The organism is Massilia aquatica (genome assembly GCF_011682045.1).
Classification (GTDB): domain Bacteria; phylum Pseudomonadota; class Gammaproteobacteria; order Burkholderiales; family Burkholderiaceae_D; genus Telluria_A; species Telluria_A aquatica.
Genome location: NZ_VVIW01000009.1, coordinates 34,486 through 58,076, shown reverse-complemented (window position 1 = coordinate 58,076; position 23,591 = coordinate 34,486). Strand labels below are relative to the sequence as shown.

Below are 23,591 nucleotides of genomic sequence, written 5' to 3'. Positions count from 1 at the left end.
GTGTACGAGACGTCGTGGGCCAGGCAGGGCAGGTAGGAAGCTTTGACCGACAGCACGGCGCGCTCGACCATGTCGTCCGGCACCTCATGGTTCAGCGACAAGGAGCGCAGCACCCCGAATGCGAAGGCCTTGTCGTCGACCGAGAGCGGAATGATCCGTTGCCCGGTCTTCCCGGCCATCGCTGCGGCGCGCGGGATCGGCGTGACCGTCTCGCAATAAGCGCATTGCAATGCCTGCAAGCCGGCCGCGTAAGTCAGCTGGGCACCGCATCCCTGGCAGATTAATGGGTCCGACTGTGCCGTCATCGCATCCTCAAAAATGAACTGTTCTCCGTAGCAGGAGCATACGTGAGGATGTTGCTTTAGGAAATGTTTTTAGGCGGGAAAGCAGGCTCCCTGTCCCAGGTTTATTCAGGCAATGTCTTCTCCATGCGCCAGGCGTCCATCCCATCGTCGTAATACGCCTCATATTCGCCGAATACCCGATAGCCGTTTCCGGCGAACAGGGCGATCGAGGCCACGTTATCCTTGCGCACCTCCAGATACAACGCCGTGCACCCGCGCGCCAGCGCCGCCTGTTCCGCCGCGCGCACCAGTTGCGCCGCCACCCCATGGCCGCGCCAGGCCGCCGCCGTGGCAATGGTGTACACCCGCGCCCTGTTCGCGCGAAACAGCAAGGTCAGATAGCCGCGCGTTTCTCCCGCCAGCGCATCGATCAGCGTCACTGATTTCCCCCTCGACAGAAGATAGCGAAAACTGCGCCGGCTCACCCGGTCGCCGCTGAAGCTGGCCTCTTCGAGCGCTGCCAGCGTCTCCACATCGTCCATCGACGCGTTGCGAATTATCGCCCTTCCCTGCATGTCCATCGTCGCTCCCCGGCTTGCTCAAAGCCTGCATTTTTACATTTCCTTTACGCCAGCACCCCCACTCTTTAGAAATTTTTTACGGCTGCGCCGATACGATTTGGCGTGTCTCCGTTTTCCACCACAGCCAAGAAAGAAGCACCATGAAGATCGCCATTGTCGCAGCAGCCCTGTTGTCCTTGTCCGCCCATGCCGCGACCGAAGTCAGTTTCAACGCCGCCGCCACCAGCGACTACCGCTATCGCGGCATCTCGCAAACCCGCCTCCAGCCGGCCTTGCAGGGCGGGGCCGACCTGGTGCACAAGCCATCGGGCTGGTACGCCGGCGCGTGGGCCTCGACCATCAAGTGGACCAATGACGCCGGCGGCGACGGCAAGGTCGAAATCGACATCTACGGCGGCAAGCGCGGCGAGCTGGCGCGCGGCATCGGCTACGACGCCGGCGTGCTGACCTACGCCTACCCGTCCAACCGGCTCGGCCACGTGGCCGGCTTTGCCAACGCCAACACCACCGAGGTCTATGGCCAGTTGTCGTACGGCGTGGCCCTGATCAAGTATTCGCACGCGCTGACCAACCTGTTCGGCTACGTCGACAGCAAACACAGCGGCTATCTCGACCTGGCCGCCAATCCCGAGCTGGGCAACGGCTTTGTGCTCAACCTGCACGCCGGGCGCCAGCGCGTGGCCAACAACGGCGCCGCCAGCTACACCGACTACAAAATCGGCGTGACGCGCGACTTCGGCGTGGCGAGTGTGGCCCTGGCCGCGATCGGCACCAATGCCGGCAAGGCCGCCTACGCCTCGCCCGCCAACGGCAAGTTCCTCGGCAAGACTGCCTTGCAACTGACCGTCAGCAAGACTTTTTAAGGCCGGCGTTTACGCTTTGTTTACACCCGCGCGGCAACTCTTTACACCGTTTTTAGACGCTTGCCGATACGCTCATCAATAACAAAACCAACTCGTTCGAGGGTGATATGGACTTGATTTTCATCGCAGCGCTGCTGCTCTTTTTCGGCCTGGCCTGCGCTTTCGCAGCCGGCTGCGCCACCCTGGGGGACAAGAAATAATGGAACCCGTATATATCGCCGGCCTGGTGGCCGCCGCCCTGCTGGCCTACCTGGTCCATGCGCTGCTCAACGCGGAGGACCTGTGATGACCATGCAATCGATGGCGCTGCTGGGCGCTTTCCTGGCCGTGCTGCTGGCGCTGGCCTGGCCGCTTGGGCGTCTGCTGGCAAAGGTCGGCGAGGGCGGCGCCGTGCCCGGCCTGGGCTGGCTGGCGCCCGTGGAGCGGCTGCTGTACCGCCTGGGCGGCGTGCTCCCGGAAACCGGAATGGGCTGGAAATCGTATGCCATCGCACTGCTGGTGTTTAACGGCCTTGGGGCGCTGTTCGTGTACGGCGTGCAGCGCCTGCAAGCATTCTTGCCGCTCAATCCGCAGGCGCTGGCCAATGTCAGCCCCGATTCCTCGTTCAACACCGCTGTCAGCTTCGTGGCCAACACCAACTGGCAAGGCTACGGCGGCGAGCAGACCATGAGCTACCTGACGCAGATGGTTGCGCTGACCGGCCAGAACTTCTTTTCGGCCGCCACCGGCATCGCTGTCGCCTTTGCGCTGATCCGCGGTTTCAGTTCGCGTTCGGCCGCGTCGATCGGTAACTTCTGGGCCGACATCAGCCGCTCGACCCTGTACGTGCTGTTGCCGCTGTCGCTGGTGTGCGCGGTGTTCCTGATGGGGCAGGGCGTGGTCCAGAACTTCAACAGCTACCAGGAAGTGCAGCTGATCGATCCGGTCGCGTACTCGGTCGCCACGCCGGGCCCTGACGGCCAGGCTGTGACGCAAGCGAAGGTCGCCACCACCCAGACCATCGCCATGGGCCCGGTCGCCTCGCAGGAAGCGATCAAGCTGATTGGCACCAACGGCGGCGGCTTCTTCAACGCCAATTCGTCCCACCCGTACGAAAACCCGAGCGCGCTGTCGAACTTTGCGCAGATGCTGGCGATCTTCCTGATTCCCGCCGCGCTGTGCTTCGCGTTCGGACGCATGGTGGGCGATGCGCGCCAGGGCTGGGCGGTGCTGGCGGCCATGAGCCTGATCTTCGTGGTTGCCACCAGCGTGGTAATGAACGCCGAACAGGCCGTGCATCCGCAACTGGCGGCGCTGGGCGTGGACCAGGGCGCGAGCATCCTGCAAGCCGGCGGCAATATGGAAGGCAAGGAAGCGCGCTTCGGCATCGCCGCCTCGTCCCTGTTCGCCGCCGTGACCACGGCCGCCTCGTGCGGCGCGGTCAACGCCATGCACGACTCGTTTACGCCCATCGGCGGCATGGTGCCGATGCTGCTCATGCAGCTGGGCGAAGTAGTGTTCGGCGGGGTCGGTTCGGGCTTGTACGGGATGCTGGTGTTTGCCATCATGGCGGTCTTCATCGCCGGCCTGATGATCGGCCGCACGCCGGAATACCTGGGCAAGAAAATCCAGGCCTACGAGATGAAAATGACCTCGATCGCCATCCTGGTCACGCCGCTGCTGGTCCTGAGCGGCACCGCCCTGGCGGTGATGCTCGACGCAGGCCGCGCCGGCATCGCCAACCCCGGCGCACATGGCTTCTCGGAGATCCTGTACGCCTTCAGTTCGGCCGCCAATAACAACGGCAGCGCCTTTGCCGGCTTGTCGGCCAATACGCCGTTCTACAACACCATGCTGGCCATTGCCATGTGGTTCGGGCGCTTTGGCGTGATCGTGCCGGTGCTGGCGATTGCCGGCGCGCTGGCCGCCAAGCCGCGCCTGAAAGAGAACGCCGGCACCATGCCCACGCACGGCCCGATCTTCATCGGCCTGCTCGTTGGCGTGGTGATGCTGGTCGGCGTGCTCAATTACGTCCCGGCGCTGGCGCTCGGTCCCGTTGTCGAGCATTTGCAGTTGTATTCACACTAATTTCATGCGGAGCATATGATGTCGCAAGCACTTCCGCTGCCACCGGCAGCGACCACCCGCAAGACGCTTACCCTGTTCGATTCGGCGCTGATTGGCCCGGCCATCCTCGACGCCGTCATGAAGCTGGGGCCGCGCACGCAACTGCGCAGTCCCGTCATGTTCGTCGTCTACGTCGGCAGCATCCTCACCACCTTGATGTATTTTCAGTCCGTCGCCGGCAAGGGTGACGCCAACAGCGGCTTTATCCTGGCGATTGCCGTCTGGCTGTGGTTCACGGTGCTGTTCGCGAACTTCGCCGAAGCGCTGGCCGAAGGGCGCAGCAAGGCGCAGGCCGCGTCCCTGCGCGGCCTCAAGCAAACCGTCAGCGCCAAGCAGCTGGCCACGCCCAAATACGGCACCACCTGGCTGCCGGTTCCCGGCGCCGATCTGCGCAAGGGCAATACCATCCTGGTCGAAGCGGGTGATGTCATTCCCATCGACGGCGAAGTGATCGAGGGCGTGGCCTCGGTCGACGAAAGCGCCATCACCGGCGAATCGGCGCCGGTGATCCGCGAGTCGGGCGGCGATTTTTCGGCCGTCACCGGCGGCACCCGCGTGCTGTCGGACTGGCTGGTGGTGCGGGTGTCTGTCAATCCCGGCGAGACCTTCCTGGACCGCATGATCTCGATGGTCGAAGGCGCCAAGCGCCAGAAAACGCCCAATGAAATCGCGCTCACCATCCTGCTGGTGGCGCTGACCATCGTGTTTTTGGTGGTCACCGTGACCCTGCTGCCGTTTTCGCTGTTCGGCGTGGCGGCGGCCGGTGCGGGCAAACCGGTCAGCGTCACGGTGTTGATCGCGCTGCTGGTGTGCCTGATCCCGACCACCATCGGCGCGCTGCTCTCCTCCATCGGCGTGGCCGGCATGAGCCGCATGATGGGCGCGAATGTCATCGCCACCTCGGGCCGCGCGGTGGAAGCGGCGGGCGACGTCGACGTACTGCTGTTAGACAAAACCGGCACCATCACGCTCGGCAACCGCCAGGCCGCCGGCTTCTTCCCGGCCCCTGGCGTCACCGAGCAGGAACTGGCCGACGTGGCGCAACTCGCTTCGCTCGCCGACGAAACCCCGGAAGGGCGCTCGATCGTGGTGCTGGCCAAGCAGCGCTTCAATATCCGTGAGCGCGACATGGCCAGTTTGCAGGCCAGCTTCATCCCCTTCAGCGCCAATACGCGCATGAGCGGGGTCGATATCGGCGCGCGCCAGGTGCGCAAGGGCGCGGCCGATTCGGTGAAAAAGCATGTGGAGGCGCTCGGCCTGCTGTATCCGCCCGAGATGGCGCGCACGGTCGACGATGTGTCGCGCCGCGGCAGCACGCCGCTGGTGGTGGTTGACGATGGCCGCGTGATGGGCGTGGTGGAGTTGAAGGATATCGTCAAGGGCGGCATCCGCGAGCGCTTCGCCGAACTGCGCCGCATGGGCATCAAGACCGTCATGATCACCGGCGACAACAAGCTGACCGCCGCCGCGATTGCCGCCGAAGCGGGCGTGGACGATTTCCTGGCCGAGGCCACGCCGGAAGACAAGCTCAAACTGATTCGCAGCTACCAGGCCGAGGGCCGCCTGGTGGCGATGACCGGCGACGGCACCAACGACGCGCCGGCGCTGGCCCAGGCCGACGTGGCGGTGGCCATGAACTCGGGCACGCAGGCCGCCAAGGAAGCGGGCAACATGGTCGACCTGGACTCGAATCCGACCAAGCTGCTGGAGATCGTCGAAATCGGCAAGCAGATGCTGATGACGCGCGGCTCGCTCACCACGTTCTCGATCGCGAACGACATCGCCAAGTATTTCGCGATCATTCCGGCGGCGTTTGTGGGCACTTACCCGCAGCTCAAAAGCCTGGACGTGATGCGATTGACCAGCCCCGATTCGGCCATCATGTCGGCGGTGATTTTCAATGCCCTGATTATCGTGGTGCTCATTCCGCTGGCGCTCAAGGGCGTGAAGTACCGGGCCATTGGCGCGGCGGCCCTGCTGCGCCGGAACATCCTTATTTACGGTGTGGGCGGCATTGTGCTGCCGTTCATCGGCATCAAGCTGATCGACATGCTGCTGTCGGCGCTTCACCTGGTCTAGAAAGGACATTCTCATGAAAACCACTTTTCGCCCCGCCCTCATGCTGTTTGGCGCCCTGACCCTGGCCGTTGGCGTACTCTATCCGCTGGCGGTGACCGGGATCGGCTATGTCGCTTTTCCGGAGCAGGTGCGCGGCAGCCTGGTGACGCAGGACGGCAAGACGGTCGGCTCGCGCCTGATCGGGCAGTCATTTTCGTCGCCGGGATATTTCTGGGGCCGGCCGTCGGCGACCGGGCCGATGGCCAACAATGCGGCTGGCAGTTCGGGCTCGAACCAGGGGCCGCTCAATCCGGCGCTGGTGGAGGCGGTCAAGGGCAGGTTGGCCGCGCTGCGGGCGCTTGACCCGGGCAATACAGCGCTGGTGCCGGTGGACCTGGTGACGGCATCGGCCAGCGGGCTCGATCCCGAGATCAGCCTGGCGGCGGCGCAGTACCAGACGGGCCGGGTGGCGAGCGCGCGCAAGATCCCGCGCGAGCGGGTCGAGGCGATCATCAAGGAACACGCGATCGTGCCGATGCTGGGCGTGTTCGGCGAGGCGCGCGTGAATGTGCTGGCGCTGAACCTGGCGCTCGACGCCGAGTCGTCCCGTCTCCCCCGCGCAGGCGGGGGGCTATAGCACCCAAGAGCAGCGGTGCTATGGGCCCCCGCCTGCGCGGGGGAGACGGCGCAAAAGATTGCGGTGTGGCGCCAAACGCCGAAGCTGGTCATACTCAGTAAAGTTCGTAACCAAGGCGGCCATGTCCCCAACTGAAATCCAACGCCCCGATCCCGATGCCCTGCTGGCCCAGGTCCAGACCGAGGAACGCAAGGCGGCGCGCGGCAAGCTGCGCATCTACTTCGGCGCCTCGGCCGGCGTCGGCAAGACCTATGCCATGCTGGCGGCGGCGCGCAAGCTGCACGCCGACGGCGTCAAGGTGCTGGTCGGCGTGCTCGAAACCCACGGCCGCATCGACACCGCCGCCCTGCTCGATGGCCTGGAGCGCCTCGCGCAGAACACCTTGTCGCATCGCGGCAAAACGCTGCAGGAGTTCGACCTCGATGGCGCCCTGGCCGCCACCCCGGCCCTGATCCTGGTCGACGAACTGGCCCACTCGAACGCCCCCGGCTCGCGCCACCCCAAGCGCTGGCAGGATGTGGAGGAACTGCTGGCGGCCGGCATCGATGTCTTCACCACGGTCAATGTGCAGCACCTGGACAGCCTGAACGACGTGGTCGGCGGCATCACCGGCGTGCGCGTGGCCGAAACCGTGCCAGACACGGTGTTCGACAACGCCGATGAAGTGGTGCTGGTGGACCTGCCGGCCGACGAACTGCTGGCGCGCCTGCGCAGCGGCAAGGTGTATCAGCCGGAACAGGCCGAACGCGCCTCGAAAAACTTCTTCCGCAAAGGGAACCTGATCGCCCTGCGCGAGCTGGCCCTGCGCCGCACCGCCGACCGCGTCGAGGACGATGTGCGCGCCTACCGCATCGAAAAATCCATCGACACGGTCTGGAAGACCGGCGGCGCGCTGCTGGCCTGCGTGGGGCCGCGCGCGGACGCCGAGCATGTGGTGCGCAGCACCGCGCGCCTGGCCGGCCAGCTGGGCGCCGACTGGCACGCCGTGTACGTTGAAACGCCGGCCCTGCAGCGCAACGTGCCGGCGCGGCGCGAACTGACCCTGAAAACGCTGCGCCTGGCGCAGGAATTGGGCGCCACCACGGCGGTGCTGGCGGGGCGCGACATCGGCGCCACCCTGGTCGACTATGCGCGCGGCCACAATATGTCGAAGCTGGTGCTGGCGCGCGCGCAGTCGTCCTGGCCGTGGCGCCGTTCGCAGCGCTCCCGCATCGCCGCCGCCGCGCCGGACATCGACCTGATCGAAGTCGGCACCGGCAAGCCGCGCGCGGCCGAGACGGCGCCGGAAACCAACACCGTCACCCTCGCCATCGACAGCGGCAAGCGGCGCGCCGCATCCTACGCCTGGTCGGGCGCGGCCAGCTTGGCCGCCGCGCTGCTGCTCGCGCCCCTGGTCGGCTACGTCGACCTGGCCAACATCGCCATGCTGTTCCTGCTGGTGGTGCTGCTGGTGGCGGTGCGCTTCGGGCGCGGGCCGTCGGTGCTGTGCACCTGCCTGTGCGTGGCCTTCTTCGACTTTTTCTTCGTCACGCCGCGCTTCACCTTCAACGTCTCGGACCTGGAATACCTGATCACCTTCGGCGTGATGCTGGCGGTGGGCCTGATCACCGGCCACCTGACCGCCGGCCTGCGCTTCCAGGCGCGCGTGGCGGCGCACCGCGAGCGCCGTTCGCGCGCCCTGTACGAATTCGCGCGCGAGCTCTCCGGCGCGCTCCAGACCGAACAGATCGTCGACACCACCAAGGACGCCATCGCCCGCACTTTCCGCGCGACCGCCACCCTGCTGGTGCCCGACGCCGACGGCCGCCTGCAAGCGCCACCAGGCACCACGGCCGACCTGGGCGTGGCCCAGTGGGCCTTCGACCATGCGCAGGGCGCGGGCCTGGGCACCGGCACTTTGCCGGCCAGCCCGCTGTTCTACCTGCCGCTGGTGGCCCCCATGCGCACGCGCGGAGTGCTGGCGATCGCCCCCGAGCAGCAGCGCTCGATACTCATACCCGAGCAGCGCCAGCAGCTCGACACCTTCGCCGCGCTGGCCGCCATTGCGCTCGAGCGGGTGCACTACATCGAGGTGGCGCAGGACGCGCTGGTCGACATGGAGTCCGAACGCCTGCGCAATTCCCTGCTGGCGGCGCTCTCGCACGACCTGCGCACGCCATTGACGCTACTGGTCGGCCTGTCGGAATCGCTGGCCACCTCCACCCCCGCGCTGGCCGCGCCGCAGCGCGAGATGGCCGCCATCCTGCACGAGGAAGCGCTGCGCATGAGCGCCCTGGTGGCCAACCTGCTGGAGATGGCGCGCATCCAGAGCGGCCAGATCACCTTCAACATGCAGTGGCAGCCGCTCGAAGAAGTGGTCGGCAGCGCCTCGCGCGCCTGCGCCGCGCCGCTACGCGCACATGTGGTGCGCACCGAACTGGCGCCCGGCCTGCCGCTGGTGCGCTTCGACGCGGTGCTGATTGAACGGGTCCTGTACAACCTGCTGGAGAACGCGGCCAAGTACACGCCGCCCGGTTCGACCATCGTGATCGGCGGCGCGCGCCATGGCGCCTGGCTGCAAATGAGCGTCTGCGACGACGGCCCGGGCTTCCCGCCCGGGCGCGCCGAAACGCTGTTCGAGAAGTTCGCGCGCGGCGAGCGCGAGTCGGCCAAACCGGGCGTGGGACTGGGGCTGGCGATCTGTCGCGCGATCATTGAGGCACATGGCGGTAAAATCGAGGCTGGCGCGTCGCCCACCGGCGGCGCGGCCCTTGTAATGACACTGCCGCTCGGAACCCCACCGCCCGGCCCAGAACCAGAAAGCCCCGACTTGCCCGATGACTGATCCCGCCCCCACCGCCCTGCTGGTCGAAGACGAGCCGCAGATCCGCCGCTTTGTGCGCGCCGCGCTCGAAGATGAGGGCTGGGTGGTGTTCGAGGCGGCCACCATGCAGCGCGGCCTGATCGACGCCGGCACCCGCACGCCCGACCTGGTGGTGCTCGACCTGGGCCTGCCCGACGGCGACGGCATCGCCTTCATCGCCGACCTGCGCCGCTGGTCGTCGGTGCCGGTGATTGTGCTGTCGGCGCGGGTGGGCGAGGCCGACAAGATCCGCGCGCTCGACGCCGGCGCCGACGACTACCTGACCAAGCCGTTCGGTGTGGGCGAATTGCAGGCAAGGGTGCGCGCCACCTTGCGCCGCCAGCGCCAGCCGGGCGCCAGTCCCGCCGCGCTGGTGCGCTTCGGCGACGTGTGCGTGGACTTGCAGGCGCGCCGCATCACCCGCGCCGGCTGCCACGTGCACCTGACCCCGACCGAGTTTCGCCTGCTGTCGGTGATCGTTGCCAATGCCGGGCGCGTGGTCACCAATCCGCAATTGCTGCGCGAGGTGTGGGGGCCGTCGCACGCCGAAGATGGCCACTACCTGCGCATCTACATGGGCCACCTGCGCCACAAGCTCGAAGACGACCCGGCGCAGCCGCGCTACCTGCTCACCGAAACCGGCGTCGGCTACCGCCTGCTGGCGCAGGACTGACATGCAGGCGCCCTTGAAGCACGCACCTTTGTCCCTGCTCGACGCCGAAAACACCCTGGCCTCGCCGGTACCGGTGCCGTCCGGACGCGCCGCCCAGATGCTGGCGCTGACCATCCTGTGGCATCCCGAGCCTGCGCGCATCGGCGAGCAGTTCATCGCCCCCACGCGCGCGGCCGACATTGCGGTGAACCGCTTCGCGCCGCTGTTCGCCGCTGTGGCGGGCGACTGCGCGCCGCTCGATCACCGCCGCATCGCGCGCGATTCGCTGCGCCTGCGCCGCCATCGCGACGATGGCGTGAGCCTGCTGCTGCCGCAAAGCCGCATGCGGGTGGAACTGAACGGCGCCATGCTGGCCGCCCCCGAGACGCGCTGCACGCCCGAACAGGTCGATGCCGGCCTGGTGATCGGCCTCGGTGGCGTGGTGCTGCTGTGCGTGCACTGGATGGACCGCCTGCCGCAGCCGAGCGCGATCGGCTCGCTGGTCGGGGTCAGCGGCGCCGCGATCCGCGTGCGCGAGTTGATCCGCCAGGTGGCCGCGACCGACCTGCCGGTGCTGCTGCTCGGTGAAGCCGGCAGCGGCAAGGAACTGGCGGCGCAGGCGATCCACCAGGCCAGCGCGCGCTGCCGCAGCCCGATGGTGACGGTGAACATGGCGACCGTCGGCGCGGCGCTGGCCGAGGCCGAGCTGTTCGGCGCCGGCTCCGGCGCCTTCGCGCAGGCGCGTGACGGCATCGTCTTCCTCGATAAAATCGGCTTTGCGCCGCCGGTGGTGCAGGCGATGCTGCGGCGCGTACTGCAAACGGGCGAGTACCGTCCGTCCGGCGCGCGCATGAAAGAAGCGGCGAAGGCGCGCCTGATCGGCGCCAGCGACCATGACCTGCATGACGGCAGCTTCAACCAGGCCTTGCTGCGCCGCCTGGAAGCGCTGGTGGTGTACCTGCCGCCGCTGCGCGAACGGCGCTGCGATATCGGCGTGCTGGCGCTGCATTTCATGCAGTCCTGGAGCGCGCGCACCGGCTGCACGCCCGAACTGCCGGTCGCGTTCATGAGCCAGTTGTGCAACCACGACTGGCCGGGCAATGTGCGCCAGCTCGGAAGCGTGGTGCAGCGCGCCATGAGCGCCGTCCAGGCCGGCCAGCCGCTCGATGTCGACGCGCTGATGCCGGGCGTGGCGGGCCGGCCGGCGCGCACCCGGCCCAACAAGCTGTCGCCGCAGGCGGTGCTCGACGCGCTGGAAGCGAACGGTTGGCTGATCCGCAACGCGGCGCTGGCGCTGGGCGTGTCGCGCCCGTCGATGTACAAGCTGATGGAAGCGCATCCGGCCATCCGCCAGATCGGCCAGATTGCGCCGGCCGAAATCGAGGCGGCGCTGGCCGCCCACGGCGGCGACGCCGGGCGCTGCGCCGCCGCGCTCAAGACCCCGAGCGAAGCGCTGCGGCGCTATCTGCGCGGGCGCGCCGCCGGTAAAGTGTTGTGAAAGGGGCACGCGTGCATGCGGCTGGCATGCCGGCGGGTGGCGAAGCTTGCTTCCCCGGGGCGGCCGGCATCTAATACAGGCAGGAGCGCCGCACGGCCCTCATCGACCAAGGAGATTGCCATACCTTCCGCACTGTCATGCCGCCGCTGGGTAGCGGGCCTGGTACTGGGCGCCGCCAGCCTGGCCGGCGCCGCGCAGGAACCGGCCCTGTACGTGTACTCGACCATCGACGCGCTGCTGGCCGGCGTGTACGAGGGCGAACTGACCATCGGCCAGCTCAGTGCCAGGGGCGACTTCGGGATCGGCACCTACAACGGTCTCGATGGCGAACTGGTGGCCCACGAGGGCAGGTTCTATCACGTGCGCGCCGACGGCTCGGTGCGCATCGCCGCGCCGACGGACCGCACGCCGCTGGCCTACGTGCTGCCGTTCGCGCCGACCCGCAGCGTGGCGCTGGGCGCGGCCGCCAGCCTGCCAGCGCTCGAAGCGCTGGCCGACCAGCAGCTCGGTAACAAGAACATGTTTTACGCGATCGAGATCAAGGGCCGCTTTACCGGCATCTCCACGCGCGCCATTCCCGCCCAGGTACGGCCGTACCGGCCACTGGCCGAGGTGTCTAAGTCGCAGAACGTGTTCGCGCGCGATGCGGTGGCGGGCACCCTGGTCGGCATCCGCAGCCCGAGCCTGAGTAAGGGCATCAGCGTGCCGGGCTACCACTGGCACTTCATCTCGGACGACCGCAGCTTCGGCGGACATGTGCTGGGCACGGCGCTGGAACGCGGCGTGCTGCGGCTGGCCCAGGTGCGCCGGCTGGAAGTGGAGCTGCCGCTCAACGACGATTTTGCCAGGGCCGACCAGGACAAGGACCGCGCCGCCGAACTGCGCAAGGTCGAGAGCGCGCAGCATGATAAAAACGATAAAGCCCAGGACAAATCCCAGGACAAAGCCCAGGACGGCAATCCCAAGCCCTGAACGGGGCATCGCGCCAGGCGCAAAAATTGTTCCGGGTCTCCAATGTAGAATACGGGCCTGCTAACACGCGCACTGGAGACCTACCTTGGCAGACATCGATCATGTACTGATCGTCGACGACGACCGCGACATCCGTGAACTGGTCACGGCCTACCTTGAAAAGCAGGGCCTGCACTGCACCGCGGTGGAAGACGGCCGCGCCATGCGCGCGGCGCTGCAACGGGCCACGCCGGATGTCATCGTGCTCGACATCATGCTGCCCGGCGACGACGGGCTGGCCCTGTGCCGCGAGATCCGCTCCGGCAAGCAGCGCGCCATTCCGATCCTGATGCTCACCGCGCGCGACGATGAAACCGACCGCGTGGTCGGCCTGGAACTGGGCGCCGACGACTATATGTCCAAGCCGTTCGCGGCGCGCGAGCTGCTGGCGCGCATCCGCGCCGTGCTGCGCCGCACGCGCATGCTGCCGCCCAACATGCAGGCGACCGAAACGGCGTCCCTGATCGGCTTCGGCGCCTGGCGCCTCGACCTGGTGGCGCGCCATCTGCTGGCCGAAGACGATGTCGCGGTCGCGCTGAGCAGCGCCGAATACCGGCTGCTGCGGGTCTTCCTCGACCATCCGCAACGGGTGCTCACGCGCGATCAGTTGCTGGAACTGACCCATGGCCACGATGCGCAGGCCTTCGACCGCTCGATCGACATCCTGGTCAGCCGCCTGCGCCAGCGCCTGCGCGACGACCCGCGCGAGCCGCGCTACATCAAGACGCTGCGCAGCGAAGGCTATGTGCTGTCGTGCCCCGTCACGCCACTGGCGGGTGCTGCGTGAAGCGCCTCGCCGCGCGCCTGCGATCGCTGGCGCCGGCCAGCCTGTTCGCGCGCCTGACCCTGATTTTGCTGGCCGGGCTGGCGGCGGCCCAGTTTCTCTCCACCATGCTGACCATCGACGAGCGCAACGACGCCAGCATGGGCGCGATGATCGATTATGTCGAAGTCGACCTGCGCACCGCTGTCGCCCTGCTCGACCGCTTGCCGCACGACGAGCGCGCGGCCTGGCTGCCGCGCCTCCAGCGTGGCGGCTACCGCTACGCGCTCGACGCCGGCCAGGCCGGCCCGCCGGTGACGGCGCCGCATTCGCTGCGCCTGCTCGCTTCGGTCAGGCGCGCGCTCACGCCCGGCCATGCGTTTACCGCCAACGCGGTCGCCGGCGACGCCGAACGCTTCCAGGTGCACGTGCCGCTGGCTGACGGGCAGCCGCTGACGGTCGACTTCCGCCCGCGCCGCGGCTTGCCGCTGTCGGAGCGGCTGCCCTGGATGCTGGCGGCGCAGCTGGCGCTGGTGGCGCTGGCCTGCTGGCTGGCGGTGCGGCTGGCCATCCGTCCCTTGCGCACCCTGGCGCAGGCGGCCGACGCGCTCGGACCCGACCTGCGCCCGGTGCGCATGCCCGAACAAGGCCCGTCCGAAGTGGTGGCGGCCGCGCGCGCCTTCAACGCCATGCAGCAGCGCATTGCCGCCTACGTCGACGAACGGCTGCGCATCCTGGCGGCGATCTCGCACGACTTGCAAACGCCGATCACGCGCATGCGCCTGCGCGTCGACCTGATGGACGAGTCGCCGCAGCAGCAACGCCTGATCGACGATCTGCAGCACCTCGAAGACCTGGCGCGCCAGGGAATCGGTTACGCGCGCACCATGCACGGCCAGCTGGAACCTGCGCGCGCGATCGACCCCAACGACCTGCTCGACGCCATGGCGCTCGACTACCGCGACAGCGGCGCCGACGTGGCCTATGCCAGCGCGGGCAGCGCGCCGTTCTGCACGCGTCCCGGCGCCTTGCGCCGCGTCGTCAACAACCTGGTCGACAACGGCTTGAAATACGCCGGCGAGGTGCATATCGTGATGGAACGCGCAGGGCCGGACGCCATCACGATCCGGGTGCTCGACCGCGGCTCGGGCATTCCCGAGGCGGCGCTGGAACAGGTCTTCGAGCCGTTCTACCGCTTGGAGAGCTCGCGCAACCGCGACACCGGCGGCACCGGCCTGGGACTAGCCATTGCGCGCCAGCTGGCGCTCACGCTCGACGGCGGCTTGAGCCTGCACAACCGGCCCGGCGGCGGGCTGGAAGCGCGGCTGGTGCTGCGCGCGGTTCAGCCGAAGGTGAACGCATAGACCTCGGCGCCGGCGTCGAGAAAACGGATCTCCACGCGCCGCTGTTCGACCGAACCTGACTGCCTGACCAGCTGGTACAGGCGGGTGGCTGTTACCACGCCGTTGCCGTCGGCATCGACGTCGGCGCCATGGTCCGCACCCGGCGCGCGCCCATCGACCGTGACCTTGATGCGCACCGGGCGTGAACCCTGGCCGGGTCCCATCACCAGATGCAGGTCGCGCGCGCGGAACTTGTGCGCGATGGCGGCGCCAGCCAGTTCCGCCTGTGCCGCTTCGGCGTGCACGGTCCAGCGTCCGGACAGGCCCCACTGGTTCAGGCCAAGCTGGCCCACCGAATACTGGTGCGCCACGTCGCTGCGCACGCCTTCGGGCGAATTGAAACCGCTGGCCTGGCGGTAGCCGACGTAGGTCTCGGCCGAATCAAGCTGGCGCAGGTCGGGCGCCATGTGTTCAGCCGGCTCGGGCGGATCGACCAGGGTGGCATCGACCGGCGCGCCGCGCGCTTCCGCAAGCAGCGACTGCATCGCCCGTTCCAGCTTGTCGTAGTTGCCTTCGCCGACCTGGCGATAACGGATCTTGCCGTTGGCGTCGACCAGATACCACGCGGGCCAGGCGTTGTTGCCCCAGGCTTGCCAGATGCGGTGGTCGCTGTCGACCGCCACCGGAAAATCGATCTTGAAGCGGCTCACGGCGGCGCTTACGTTGGTCAGGTCTTTTTCGAATTTGAACTCGGGCGAATGCACCCCGACCACCGTCAGGCCCTGGGCCCGGTACTTGTCGGCCCAGGCCCGCACGTACGGCACCGTGCGGATGCAGTTGATGCAGGAGTAGGTCCAGAAATCGACCAGCACCACTTTGCCGCGCAATTGCGCGGGCGTGAGCGGCGCGCTGTTGAACCAGGTGGTGGCGCCGTCGAAGCCGGGCATGCTGGCCTGCACCGGCAGGCTGCTGCGGTAAGGACTGGCGGCGCTGCTACCGGACGGCATCGACAAGGCGGCCACGCCGAGGACGGCGACGCATCCGAGTGCGGCGATGGAATAGCGGTTCATGGCGGCTCCCTTAAATAATCATTTTTCCAGAACGAAGACGGGCTTGTTCTTTTCGACCAGGTAGGTCGCCAGTTCCGCCGTGACGCCGTTCGAGACATTCTTGGCCGAGTGGGCGGCGCCGGCCGGAATGTAGAGGGACTCGCCGGCCTTCAGGCGGTACGTCTTGCCGTTCATTTCATATTCGATCGTGCCTTCCAGGACGTAGGCGATTTCCACGCCGGGGTGGGAGTGTTTCGGGGCCGAGGCGCCCGGTGCGAAATCGACGCGCACCTGGATCGCTTCGCGGTTGCCGTCGAAGTCGTGGCGGACCGATTCGGTGCGGGCGATGCCCTTGGCGTCGAACTGCTGCGCGCCGGCCGCCGTCGACAACAATCCCGCACCCGCCATGAGCATGGCGCAGGCGGCGTTGCGGACCAACGATGGACGGATGTGCTTGTGGATGGCGTTCATGGTGATGCTCCTTTGAGTTTGCCGATGCGCACCAGGCCAGGGTGGCTTGCTGCGTCGACAGGAGCGATTAGACCTTTTCGGTGTTTCCGTGCGATGTCGGGAATACGCCCCAAATCGATGTGAACGTGTCCACAGCGGCACTGGAAACAATCCGACACAAATCCCTGGCGGACCAATGTGTTTTTGATCATTGTAATTTCTTTGAGGTAATTACCCTGTCATAGTCCGCGTGCATGATGTGCCTGCAAATTCGCAAGTTGTGTGAGACATCCATGAAGATTCCCCAATTTTCCACCGGCACCCGCGTGGTCGGCTCGTTTTCCCTGGTATTGCTGATCATGGCCGGCATGACCGGCGCCTCGCTGTGGCGCCAGCAGGCGGCCGAACAGGCAATGACGAGCCTGGTGGATGTGCACCTGGCCCGGCAGCAGGCGCTGTCGGAGCAACTGGCGACGGCGCGCCTGAACGGCTCGCGCACCTCGGCCATTGCGCGCAGCGACAGCCTGGAAGTGGCCGACTATTTCCAGGCCCAGCTCGACGCCGGCGAGAAGGCGCTGCGCCAGACCGAACAGCGCCTGGCCGCGCTCGCGCCCGGGCAGGAGGAGCGCGCGCTGTGGCAAACCGTGGTGCAGCGCAAGCAAGCGTACGCGGCGGTGCGCGGCGAGGTATTCCGGCTCAAGGAAATTGGCCGCACGCAAGATGTCGCCACCTTGGCCGAGACCACCCTCGAATCGACCTTCAACGCCTATGTGGCGGCGATGGACGCGGCCTTGCAGTACCAGAGCGCGCAGTCGCAGGCGCTGGCGGCGGCGTCGGTGCTGCAGTTCCACCACAGCCGCAACCTGCTGGTCGGGCTCGGGCTGGCCGCGCTGGCGGTGGCGGCACTGCTGTCGTGGATGCTCACGCGCGGCATCGTCACGCCCCTGAAACGCGCGGTGGGACTGGCCGAGCGCGTGGCGCAAGGCGACCTGCGCATGTCGATCGAGCATGCGCGCGCCGATGAAATCGGCCAGCTGTTCAGTGCGCTCTCCGAGATGTCGGCGCGCCTGGCTGCTACGGTCGGCAAGGTGCATGAGGGCGCGCTGGCGATCGACCTGGCGTCGCGCGAGATTGCGGAAGGCAATTTTGAATTGTCCGGGCGCACCGAGCAGCAGGCGGCCGCGCTGGAAGAAACGGCCTCGTCGATGGAAACCCTGACCGACGCCGTGCGCCAGAACAGCGCCAACGCGCGCCTTGCCAACGAACTGGCGGAGTCGGCCGAGAGCGTGGCGCGCGAGGGTAGCCGGGTGGTGGCGCAAGTCATGCACACAATGACGCACATCAACGACTTCGGCAAGAAAATCGCCGACATCACCAGCGTGATCGACGCCATTGCGTTCCAGACCAATATTTTGGCGCTCAACGCCGCGGTGGAAGCGGCGCGCGCGGGCGAGCAGGGGCGGGGCTTTGCGGTGGTGGCGGCGGAAGTGCGCAGCCTGGCGCAGCGCTCGGCGGCGGCGGCGCGCGATATCCATACCTTGCTGGGCAATTCGTCGGCCAAGATCGCCAACGGCAGCGAGCTGGCGCAAGCGGCCGGCGCCACCATGGACGAGATCATGCTGCGGGTGCAGAAGGTGACCACGATCATGGGCGCGATCAGCATGGCCACCAGCGGGCAGGAGCACAGCATCGGCCAGGTCAGCAGCGCGATCCGGGCGATGGACGGCGTGACCCAGCAGAATGCCAGCCTGGTGGACGAAGCGGCAGCCGCATCGGGCGCGATGCGCGGGCAGGCGCGCGAACTGGCACGCATGGTGGCGTATTTCCAGACCGGAAGGCAGCATGACCAATCACAGCCGCTGCTGATCGGTGCGTCGTAGTCACTGTTGCGGCAAGTGCTTTCAATAGCGCGAGCGCGTGAAAATGGTCGCCAGGACAACCGTCTTGGCCGGTACGGGTGGGAACGCGAGGCGGATGGTCCAGTTGCCATCTGCCGGGGCCGCTAACGCGCTCAGTTGAAACACACTTCCCGGTAATGGCGGGAAGCGCTCGCTACTGGAATCGAAGCTCAGGCGAGCATCGTTGGAATCGAGTACCGGGTTCCCGCCCGGATCAAGCAAGGTGAAGGTAGCGCCCTGCACCGGAACGATCAGGGCGAATCCGAGGGCGTCGGCGTCGGCGACGCTGAACGTTAAATCGACGGATCGCATGCCAGGCACGACATTGGCGCTCACTGTTTCAGTCAAGTTCAGTGTCGCGGGAACAGTGTGGCCTTGAGCGACAGAAGCGCTTAAGCAAACATCGCAACAAGCAGTAGCAACTTCATCGCGGTAAGCAAATTGAGGTGGTAGCGGCCGCAGGTAAGCGGACATTCGACGGGATGGTTCATTGTTCGCCTCGGCTCGTGCATGTGGGTGGAATCCGGTGACGGCAATGTCGTTGGCACGAGGCTGATCCTGGCTCGCCGCTCCTGGACGGCGAAAATTGTCATCGCGTGTGAACTGCGTGCTCCGACGCCAGTGCGGCCGCCAGGGAAAGGTCAATGCGAAATTCTATGGTGCTAACCTCGATTGCACTGTGCGCTATTCAAACGATATCAGGATGTCAGGAGCGCGTGCGCCAAGTTGAAAGTCAGCACGGAACGGCGACGGTGATGACGCCATTCCCAGAGCCAATTGGCACAGCCAGGATGCTGGCTGACCGCTCGCGTCCCGCCCTTTCCCGAACAATAGGGCATTCATCAACACCGCGCGGCCACGCCGCATTGCTGCGCGCCACGTGATGCACCCGGCGAAGCACTAGCCGGGTTGCTCGAACGCCGCCCGGAACGGCATGCTCATCGCCGCCCGCGTTCCTTGCGCCAGCGGTGCGATGACCAGTGCGGCGCGCGTGCCGAAACCGGTCTCGAGGCGGGCGCGCAGATTGATCAGCGCCACGCCATTGCCGGCGCTGCGGCGCGCGTGCCCGAGGCCGACGCCATCGTCGTCGACCACGATCTCCAGCACGCCATGGCGCACCACTGCGCTGATGCGCACGTGCCCGCCTTCCAGCCTGGGGGCGACGCCGTGCTGCACGGCGTTTTCGACCAGCGGCTGCAACAGCAGGGGCGGCATCAGCGCCTGGCGCGCGGCCGCGCTGGCGTCGATGGAAAACGCCAGGCGGCTGCCCATCCGGATCTGCATCAGCAGCAGATAGTTGTGGGCCGTCTCCAGTTCGGCGCCAAGGCTGCTGTCGCTCGCGCGCATCTGCCCGAGGCTGGCGCGCAGGTAGTCGGTGAACGATTCGAGCATCAGCTGCGCGCGCGCGGCATCGGTGGCGATCAGGCTCTGGACATTGGCCAGGGTATTGAACAGGAAGTGCGGCTCGATCTGCGCCTGCAGCATGCGCAACTGCGATTCGGCGGCCTGCTGCGCGAGCGCCTTTTCCTTGGCGCGAAATTGCCACCAGACCCAGTTGGCCGCCACGATCAGCAGCGCGAAAATGGCGAACTTGAGCTGCACCATGGGCGCGGCCGCCAGTTTGTGCCAGACGTTGACAGCGTACACCTGCCCCAGCACGGCGTAGCCGGCGCGCACGCCGAGCGCGACACTGGCGACCAGGATCACGCTCATCAGTGCGACGGGGCGCCAGCCCTGCATGGCGGACAGGGCCTCGATCCACGCCTCCGGCAGCAGCCATCCGCAGGCGCGCATGAGCAGCAGCATGTTGGCGGCGGCGCAGGTGCCGAACAGGAGGTTGTTGGTGAGCGAGCTGATCCACCAAGCCAGCTCGGCTTTGGCCATCAGGAACATCGACACCAGCATCAGCACCAGCGTCACCGCGAGCGCCAGCCCGATGGCGGCCAGCAGGCGTGCCCACCAGGGCTCCTCGCGGTGCTTTTTCAGGACCGGAAAACTGCGCAGGGCCTGCTGCAGGGTGGGGCGGATATCCATGGGGAAAAGAGTGTAGCAGCTTCGCCGGCTCAGCTTTTCGGGCGCGGGATCTCGGCCAGCGCGGCGCGGCGTGCGCGCTCGATCTTCTGCGCCTCGGCCAGTTCGAGGTCGAAGGGGCCGGGAGCGGCGTCGGCGAGCGCCGGGCCGCCGCCATCCTGCGCCACCCGGAAGCCTTCCAGCGCACCGATGAAGTCGGTCGGCATGGCGCTGCGGTGGCTGGCGTGATAGCCGCGCCAGTGCCAGCTGCCGCCGCGCACCACGCGCGCCTTGCAGGCGGCATCGACCCAGGCGCTGCCGTCGGCGGATGCGCCGGCGTAGGTGTCGTGCTCGCAGTCCTGGACATATTCGGCGATATTGCCGAGCGTGTCATGCAGGCCGAAGGCGTTCGCTTCGTACATGCCGACGATGCTGGCGTAGCCGGACTTGTCGTCGCACGGCATCACGCCCACGTGCTCGCGCGATTCGAGGCCGTCGAAGTCGCGCCGGATGGCCGCTTCGGCGGAGCGGTCGGCCAGGTTGGCGTAGCGGCAGGCGGCGGTTTCCTCGTTGCCGAAAAAGTAGCGCTTGGCGCTGCCGGCGCGGCTGGCGTATTCCCATTCCGCTTCGCTCGGCAGGCGGTAGGGTTTGCCGGTCTCCCTGGCCAGCCAGGCGACGTAGGCCTGGGCGCCGTTCCAGCCGATGCAGGTGGCCGGTTCGAACTTGCTGAGCGACTGCAGGGTGGCGCCGTCGACGAACTCGTTGGGCACGCTGGTGAACCAGCGCTTCGACGCCATTTGCAGGCACATGCGCGGCGCCTTGTACCTGGTAGCCTCGACGAAACGCTGGAATTCGGCGGCGGTGACTTCATATTTTCCGATCCTGAACGCCTTGAGCGTGACGCTGTGCACCGGTTGCGTATTGTCGGCGCGCGCGCTGCCCATCAAAAAGTCGCCGGCCTTGATCGCGACCATTTGCGGTTCGATCGGCGCCGCCACGGCGCCGTTGGCGAGAAGGAGGAGGAAAACGGCCAGGGTGGGTCGGTTGAACATGGCGTGCCTGCGGGTGGGTTGGGATGCACGCAGGATGGCAGGGGGCGAGCTCGCGCGCATGCCCGCCGCGACGGATCGACAGGCGCGGCGACGAATCGCCATGCGCGCGGACGAACGGCAGCCGGTCGCAGCCGGCGTCGATTCGTCGCGGCGCGCTGGCGCCGGTGCTGAAAGCCACACTACAATGGTGCCATGATTTTTTCTTCCCTTCCCCGATGCGCGCCCTGATCGCCGACGACGAGCCGCACCTGGCGCGCTTCCTGCAACAGCAACTGGCTACCTTGTGGCCGGCGCTGGAGATCGTGCAGCTGGCCGAGAACGGCGTCGAGGCGGCGCGCGCGATTGCCGCATTGCAGCCTGACCTGGCCTTCCTCGACATCCAGATGCCGGGGCTGACCGGACTGGAAGTGGCGCAAGGCATCGAAGGGCCGACCAGGGTGGTGTTCGTGACCGCCTACGACAACCATGCGGTCGAGGCCTTCGAGCATGCGGCGCTCGATTATGTGCTCAAGCCGGTCAGGATCGAGCGCCTGGCGCGCACCCTGGAGCGCATCAAGGCCACCTGCGTGCAGGTAGAGGCCGATGCGCGCCTGTCGCTGGCGCTGGCGCGCTTGCTGGCGCTGCCGGCGCAGCCGCGCCTGCGCTACATCCGCGCCGGACAAGGCGAGCTGACCTTCCAGGTCGCGGTGGAGAACGTGCTGTTCTTTCACGCCGACGACAAATACACGGTGGTGAGCACGGCGGCCGGCGAACACCTGATCCGCACCCCGCTCACCGAGCTGGCGGCGCAGCTCGATCCCGAGCAGTTCTGGCAGGTGCACCGGTCGACCCTGATCAACCTGGCGTTTTTGGATGGCACCCGGCGCGACGAGGGCGGGCGCCTGTTCGTGCGCATGCGCGGCTGCCAGCGCGAGCTGCCGGTCAGCCGCGCCTTCGTGCACCTGTTCCGGGCGATGTAGCTCAGAAGCTGTCTTTCACGCCTTTGGTGGACGGGAAATACGGGCGCTTGATGGCGTAGTCTCGGAAGTGTGCAGCCTGGCGTAGCATGTGGCGTCGGCCGCGCGCGATATCCACACCTTGCTGGGCAATTCGTCGGCCAAGATCGCCGAACGGCAGCGAGTTGGCGCATGGAGCTGCGTCACCATGGACGAGATCATGTTGCGGGTACAGAAGGTGACGACGCTCATAGTAGCGATCAGCATGGCCACCAGCGGGCAGGAACACAGCATCGGCCAGATCAGCAGCGCCATTCGGGCGATGGATGGCGTAACCCAGGAGAATGCGACCCTTTTCGACGAGGCGGCGGCCACGTTGGCTCGATGCAGGGATAGGCGCGCGAGCTTGGGCGTATGGTGGCGTATTCCAAACCGGGCATGCTCATATTCAACCCCGTTCGGATGGATCACGCCTATTGCTGGCAGCAGCTTAGTAGCGGTGCTCTCGCTCTACAAATTAAGCGGTTGTCGAGGTATATTGACGTACAACGGTCGGCTCGGAGTCTTGATAAAAGCTGCAGGAGGTTAATTTCATCAACGCATATGCGACGTTGGGTGTACAAGAATTTCATACAATACTGTTTTTTTAATAAATGAATTCAAGAAGGCAATATATGGATAAAAATGTTGATTTGGTTTTGCAGAAGCCTCCCTTTGAGACAGTACTAGCGATTCTAGCCGAGGCGACAGCCTATAAATTACCTTCAACGCCAGTTAACATTGATGCGCCTTGGTTCGAGAAGGTTCAAGCGAAAATCGATGCCAAGCAGAAAATCTTGCTTGGAATAATGTTCTTTCTTTTAGTCGGGTTATCAGTATCACTTGCACTCGCCTATTTTTTTAATATTCCCGTGCTAGCCAATGTATCCTTGCTTTTTTCGGCTGGTGCGCATCTGGTTGCCTTAATATATTCGCTGATTGCCATTGTTGTAGGAATTCCGAGTTTGTTCAGAATATTTAAAAACCCATATGCTCCTATGCTTAGTTCAGTTCAACGATTTTTGACTGCGGATAGGCCATTTATTGAACGGCTGGCGGCTCAAGACGCGGGTATATTGAAACAAGTTTTGGCGTATTACAAGGACGGGCGCAATGGCATGGAAAAAAGAGGTTCTCTCCTTTCCGGATCAATTGACAGAATCGGACTGTTCCCGGCGCTTGGCGCGGCTGCGTTATTGGCGGCGGGAATATATAAATTATCACCGGAGAACCACTGGATTCAAATGCTTGTTCCTATCATTACTACATTTCATTTTCTTAATTTTTTGGCGTTTGGAATGTATGCAAAAATGGACCGTATTATTGTCATGCTGGAGCTTGCCGTGGCGGAGTCGGAATCCCGCAGTGCCGATAGTTCAATATCGAACGGTAGTCATTTTGTCGTCCCAACTTCCGCTACTAGGTAGCCACAAAAAATATAGCTGTTCTTTTACGCATAGCCGGTGTGCGGCATTTTCCGCCGTCGCACTGTTTTGCGTGGGAGCCTCGCATTGCACGCG

General features: G+C 65.9%; 22 protein-coding genes. 15 read left to right on the top strand and 7 right to left on the bottom strand.

Annotated elements, in window-relative coordinates:
- The first annotated feature begins 42 nt into the window (after positions 1-42).
- Positions 43-219: a hypothetical protein gene (locus F1609_RS16755; protein ID WP_167077513.1), complete on the top strand. Its 177-nt coding sequence runs from the start codon at positions 43-45 to the stop codon at positions 217-219.
- Positions 220-406: 187 nt separating this feature from the next.
- Here F1609_RS16755 and F1609_RS16750 read toward each other — a convergent pair whose 3' ends face one another.
- On the bottom strand, positions 407-865 hold the full coding sequence (locus F1609_RS16750) for a GNAT family N-acetyltransferase (protein ID WP_167077552.1): 459 nt from the start codon (positions 863-865) through the stop codon (positions 407-409).
- A gap of 140 nt (positions 866-1,005) precedes the next feature.
- On the opposite strand from F1609_RS16750, the gene F1609_RS16745 reads away from it, so the two are divergent.
- The 11 genes from F1609_RS16745 to F1609_RS16695 all read left to right on the top strand — a co-directional run bounded on the left by F1609_RS16745 (position 1,006) and on the right by F1609_RS16695 (position 14,659).
- Positions 1,006-1,728 carry a TorF family putative porin gene (locus F1609_RS16745; RefSeq protein WP_167077551.1) on the top strand — a complete coding sequence of 241 codons (723 nt, stop codon included), beginning with the start codon at positions 1,006-1,008 and terminating at the stop codon, positions 1,726-1,728.
- Between the two features lie 199 nt (positions 1,729-1,927).
- Entirely contained in the window at positions 1,928-2,014 is an 87-nt protein-coding gene (kdpF, locus tag F1609_RS35360) for a K(+)-transporting ATPase subunit F (RefSeq protein ID WP_167077691.1), read from the top strand.
- The gene (kdpA, locus tag F1609_RS16735) at positions 2,014-3,795 is read left to right on the top strand and encodes a potassium-transporting ATPase subunit KdpA (protein ID WP_167077550.1); all 1,782 of its coding nucleotides are present in this window, start codon (positions 2,014-2,016) and stop codon (positions 3,793-3,795) included. Before kdpF ends, kdpA begins: the two co-directional genes overlap by 1 nt.
- A gap of 18 nt (positions 3,796-3,813) precedes the next feature.
- Entirely contained in the window at positions 3,814-5,913 is a 2,100-nt protein-coding gene (kdpB, locus tag F1609_RS16730; protein ID WP_167077549.1) for a potassium-transporting ATPase subunit KdpB, read from the top strand.
- A 13-nt stretch (positions 5,914-5,926) separates the two neighbouring features.
- Complete coding sequence (kdpC, locus tag F1609_RS16725) at positions 5,927-6,529, top strand: potassium-transporting ATPase subunit KdpC (RefSeq protein WP_167077548.1); 603 nt, start codon at positions 5,927-5,929, stop codon at positions 6,527-6,529.
- 121 nt (positions 6,530-6,650) lie between these two features.
- Entirely contained in the window at positions 6,651-9,353 is a 2,703-nt protein-coding gene (locus F1609_RS16720; RefSeq protein ID WP_167077547.1) for a DUF4118 domain-containing protein, read from the top strand.
- Positions 9,346-10,044 carry a two-component system response regulator KdpE gene (gene kdpE / locus F1609_RS16715; RefSeq protein ID WP_167077546.1) on the top strand — a complete coding sequence of 233 codons (699 nt, stop codon included), beginning with the start codon at positions 9,346-9,348 and terminating at the stop codon, positions 10,042-10,044. Before F1609_RS16720 ends, kdpE begins: the two co-directional genes overlap by 8 nt.
- A 1-nt stretch (position 10,045) precedes the next feature.
- Positions 10,046-11,521: a sigma 54-interacting transcriptional regulator gene (locus tag F1609_RS16710; RefSeq protein ID WP_167077545.1), complete on the top strand. Its 1,476-nt coding sequence runs from the start codon at positions 10,046-10,048 to the stop codon at positions 11,519-11,521.
- A gap of 15 nt (positions 11,522-11,536) precedes the next feature.
- Positions 11,537-12,493: an acetolactate decarboxylase gene (gene budA / locus F1609_RS16705; RefSeq protein WP_167077544.1), complete on the top strand. Its 957-nt coding sequence runs from the start codon at positions 11,537-11,539 to the stop codon at positions 12,491-12,493.
- An 85-nt stretch (positions 12,494-12,578) separates the two neighbouring features.
- Positions 12,579-13,319, top strand: a complete 741-nt coding sequence (locus F1609_RS16700; RefSeq protein ID WP_167077543.1) for a response regulator — start codon at positions 12,579-12,581, stop codon at positions 13,317-13,319.
- Complete coding sequence (locus tag F1609_RS16695) at positions 13,316-14,659, top strand: ATP-binding protein (RefSeq protein WP_370661637.1); 1,344 nt, start codon at positions 13,316-13,318, stop codon at positions 14,657-14,659. The genes F1609_RS16700 and F1609_RS16695 overlap by 4 nt, the downstream gene beginning before the upstream one ends.
- Here the strand turns inward: F1609_RS16695 and F1609_RS16690 are convergent.
- Together F1609_RS16690 and F1609_RS16685 are read right to left on the bottom strand one after the other, a co-directional pair.
- Positions 14,638-15,708 (bottom strand): redoxin family protein, encoded by a 1,071-nt coding sequence (locus F1609_RS16690; RefSeq protein ID WP_167077542.1) that lies wholly within the window; start codon positions 15,706-15,708, stop codon positions 14,638-14,640. The genes F1609_RS16695 and F1609_RS16690 overlap by 22 nt on opposite strands.
- 18 nt (positions 15,709-15,726) lie before the next feature.
- Positions 15,727-16,158, bottom strand: coding sequence for a cupin domain-containing protein (locus F1609_RS16685; protein WP_167077541.1), 432 nt, complete (start codon positions 16,156-16,158; stop codon positions 15,727-15,729).
- A 272-nt stretch (positions 16,159-16,430) separates the two neighbouring features.
- Here F1609_RS16685 and F1609_RS16680 point away from each other — a divergent pair, with 272 nt between their 5' ends.
- The gene (locus tag F1609_RS16680; RefSeq protein ID WP_167077540.1) at positions 16,431-18,017 is read left to right on the top strand and encodes a methyl-accepting chemotaxis protein; all 1,587 of its coding nucleotides are present in this window, start codon (positions 16,431-16,433) and stop codon (positions 18,015-18,017) included.
- A gap of 21 nt (positions 18,018-18,038) precedes the next feature.
- Here F1609_RS16680 and F1609_RS16675 read toward each other — a convergent pair whose 3' ends face one another.
- The 3 genes from F1609_RS16675 to F1609_RS16665 all read right to left on the bottom strand — a co-directional run bounded on the left by F1609_RS16675 (position 18,039) and on the right by F1609_RS16665 (position 21,097).
- Positions 18,039-18,371 (bottom strand): hypothetical protein, encoded by a 333-nt coding sequence (locus F1609_RS16675; RefSeq protein ID WP_206752958.1) that lies wholly within the window; start codon positions 18,369-18,371, stop codon positions 18,039-18,041.
- Positions 18,372-18,935: 564 nt separating this feature from the next.
- Positions 18,936-20,069 (bottom strand): sensor histidine kinase, encoded by a 1,134-nt coding sequence (locus F1609_RS16670; RefSeq protein ID WP_167077538.1) that lies wholly within the window; start codon positions 20,067-20,069, stop codon positions 18,936-18,938.
- A 29-nt stretch (positions 20,070-20,098) separates the two neighbouring features.
- Positions 20,099-21,097 (bottom strand): formylglycine-generating enzyme family protein, encoded by a 999-nt coding sequence (locus F1609_RS16665; protein ID WP_167077537.1) that lies wholly within the window; start codon positions 21,095-21,097, stop codon positions 20,099-20,101.
- A gap of 215 nt (positions 21,098-21,312) precedes the next feature.
- On the opposite strand from F1609_RS16665, the gene F1609_RS16660 reads away from it, so the two are divergent.
- Positions 21,313-22,056 carry a LytR/AlgR family response regulator transcription factor gene (locus F1609_RS16660; protein ID WP_167077536.1) on the top strand — a complete coding sequence of 248 codons (744 nt, stop codon included), beginning with the start codon at positions 21,313-21,315 and terminating at the stop codon, positions 22,054-22,056.
- A 15-nt stretch (positions 22,057-22,071) separates the two neighbouring features.
- Here F1609_RS16660 and F1609_RS16655 read toward each other — a convergent pair whose 3' ends face one another.
- Positions 22,072-22,503: a hypothetical protein gene (locus F1609_RS16655; RefSeq protein WP_167077535.1), complete on the bottom strand. Its 432-nt coding sequence runs from the start codon at positions 22,501-22,503 to the stop codon at positions 22,072-22,074.
- Positions 22,504-22,706: 203 nt separating this feature from the next.
- Between F1609_RS16655 and F1609_RS16650 the strand changes: the two genes are divergently transcribed.
- Entirely contained in the window at positions 22,707-23,498 is a 792-nt protein-coding gene (locus F1609_RS16650) for a hypothetical protein (protein ID WP_167077534.1), read from the top strand.
- Positions 23,499-23,591: the final 93 nt, after the last annotated feature.

Bases quoted from the DNA above. Each gene is read 5' to 3' on its own strand.
- F1609_RS16660 (WP_167077536.1), top strand. From the start codon at position 21,313: ATGCGCGCCCTGATCGCCGACGACGAGCCGCACCTGGCGCGCTTCCTG.
- F1609_RS16750 (WP_167077552.1), bottom strand. From the start codon at position 865: ATGGACATGCAGGGAAGGGCGATAATTCGCAACGCGTCGATGGACGAT.
- F1609_RS16680 (WP_167077540.1), top strand. From the start codon at position 16,431: ATGAAGATTCCCCAATTTTCCACCGGCACCCGCGTGGTCGGCTCGTTT.
- kdpB (WP_167077549.1), top strand. From the start codon at position 3,814: ATGTCGCAAGCACTTCCGCTGCCACCGGCAGCGACCACCCGCAAGACG.
- kdpA (WP_167077550.1), top strand. From the start codon at position 2,014: ATGACCATGCAATCGATGGCGCTGCTGGGCGCTTTCCTGGCCGTGCTG.
- F1609_RS16745 (WP_167077551.1), top strand. From the start codon at position 1,006: ATGAAGATCGCCATTGTCGCAGCAGCCCTGTTGTCCTTGTCCGCCCAT.
- budA (WP_167077544.1), top strand. From the start codon at position 11,537: ATGCGGCTGGCATGCCGGCGGGTGGCGAAGCTTGCTTCCCCGGGGCGG.
- F1609_RS16650 (WP_167077534.1), top strand. From the start codon at position 22,707: ATGGATAAAAATGTTGATTTGGTTTTGCAGAAGCCTCCCTTTGAGACA.
- F1609_RS16670 (WP_167077538.1), bottom strand. From the start codon at position 20,069: ATGGATATCCGCCCCACCCTGCAGCAGGCCCTGCGCAGTTTTCCGGTC.
- kdpE (WP_167077546.1), top strand. From the start codon at position 9,346: ATGACTGATCCCGCCCCCACCGCCCTGCTGGTCGAAGACGAGCCGCAG.
- F1609_RS16690 (WP_167077542.1), bottom strand. From the start codon at position 15,708: ATGAACCGCTATTCCATCGCCGCACTCGGATGCGTCGCCGTCCTCGGC.
- F1609_RS16720 (WP_167077547.1), top strand. From the start codon at position 6,651: ATGTCCCCAACTGAAATCCAACGCCCCGATCCCGATGCCCTGCTGGCC.
- F1609_RS16710 (WP_167077545.1), top strand. From the start codon at position 10,046: ATGCAGGCGCCCTTGAAGCACGCACCTTTGTCCCTGCTCGACGCCGAA.
- F1609_RS16665 (WP_167077537.1), bottom strand. From the start codon at position 21,097: ATGTTCAACCGACCCACCCTGGCCGTTTTCCTCCTCCTTCTCGCCAAC.
- kdpC (WP_167077548.1), top strand. From the start codon at position 5,927: ATGAAAACCACTTTTCGCCCCGCCCTCATGCTGTTTGGCGCCCTGACC.
- F1609_RS16685 (WP_167077541.1), bottom strand. From the start codon at position 16,158: ATGAACGCCATCCACAAGCACATCCGTCCATCGTTGGTCCGCAACGCC.
- kdpF (WP_167077691.1), top strand. From the start codon at position 1,928: ATGGAACCCGTATATATCGCCGGCCTGGTGGCCGCCGCCCTGCTGGCC.